Source organism: Vibrio sp. OPT46 (assembly GCF_015163535.1).
Classification (GTDB): Bacteria; Pseudomonadota; Gammaproteobacteria; order Enterobacterales; family Vibrionaceae; genus Vibrio; species Vibrio alginolyticus.
In genome coordinates this window covers 1320-2570 of record NZ_JADDYG010000362.1, presented here as the reverse complement: position 1 = coordinate 2570, position 1251 = coordinate 1320, and the positions used below count along the sequence as shown (strand labels likewise).

1 protein-coding gene and 1 pseudogene are annotated in these 1251 nt (G+C 48.8%); both read left to right on the top strand.

Features of this window, described 5'->3' with window-relative positions:
* The coding region (locus tag IQR33_RS16910; protein WP_228013945.1) for an NAD(P)/FAD-dependent oxidoreductase at window positions 1-1112 on the top strand (1112 nt) is incomplete at its 5' end.
* Window positions 1093-1251 (top strand): annotated as a pseudogene (locus tag IQR33_RS33330) (RidA family protein); the annotation flags it as partial. The gene IQR33_RS16910 and the pseudogene IQR33_RS33330, both read left to right, overlap by 20 nt.

Sequence of the window (1251 nt, the reverse complement as noted above, 5' to 3'; positions counted from 1 at the left end):
TCATCATTGCGACTGGGGCAACGGAAAGGCCATTTCCATTTGTCGGTTGGACTTTACCGGGAGCGATGACCGCGGGTGCGTGTCAGATTATGATGAAAACCTCGGGCTTAGTTCCAACCAATGCTGTACTTGTCGGAACTGGGCCACTCATCTACTTGCTCGCGGCACAGATGATCGATGCTGGCTCGCCTCCTAAAGCGATTGTGGATACCCAACAACCTAGCAGTTACGTCGAATCGATTCGCTATGCTGGCGGAGCTTTAAAAGGTCACAAAGTACTTTTCAAAGGCCTTAAGCTGTTGGGTAAAATTCGCCGTGCTGGAGTTAAACGCTATACCGGTGCCACCGACATAGCCGCTTATGGAGATCAAGCTGTCGAGCGACTCACTTTCACCGCTCAAAGACAGCCACACGCCTTAAATACCGATACTTTGCTCTCTCATATTGGCGTTATTCCTAATGTTCAGCTCACGAGAGCAATGGGGTTGGAGCACGAATGGGATCCGCTACAGATCTGTTGGCGACCAAGGGTTGATCAATACCACCGAAGCTCTCGCCAAGGTGTTTTTGTTGCTGGTGACGGTAGCGGCATTGGTGGAGCAATGGCTGCGCAATACCAAGGTCAGCTTGCAGCGGTTAGTGCTTTAATGTCGCTTGAAAGCGATGGAGAAACATCACTAACTGAAGAGCGAGACAAGCTGCGAGCATTGATTGATAAAGAAATTGGAGTGCGACCGTTTTTGGACGCTCTGTACACGCCACCTAAGCAGGCACTGACACCAAGCGATCAGACTATTGTTTGTCGTTGTGAGGAAGTGACAGCAGGACAAATTCGCCGTCAGGTAGAGAGAGGCGCGCACGGGATCAACCAAATCAAAACCTATACGCGTTGCGGTATGGGGCCTTGTCAGGGACGCTATTGCGGGACCACGGTAGCTCATATTATCCAAGAGAAAGTAGGGATTCCTATGGAGAAGGTCGGCTATTACCGCCTGAGAAATCCGATTAAACCACTCAAACTGGGTGAGTTGGCTAGCTTGACCCCAATCGGCGAATCATTCATGTACAAATATAGAAATAAAGGAACACAAAATGACTCACATTCAGCGTAAGCACACCAATCAAAGAATGAGCAAAATCGTTATTCATAATGATACTGTCTATCTTTGTGGTCAAGTCGGTGTGAAAGGCACCAGCGTTGCTGAACAAACCGCTGAGGCATTATCCCGGGTTGAAAGATTACTGATTGAA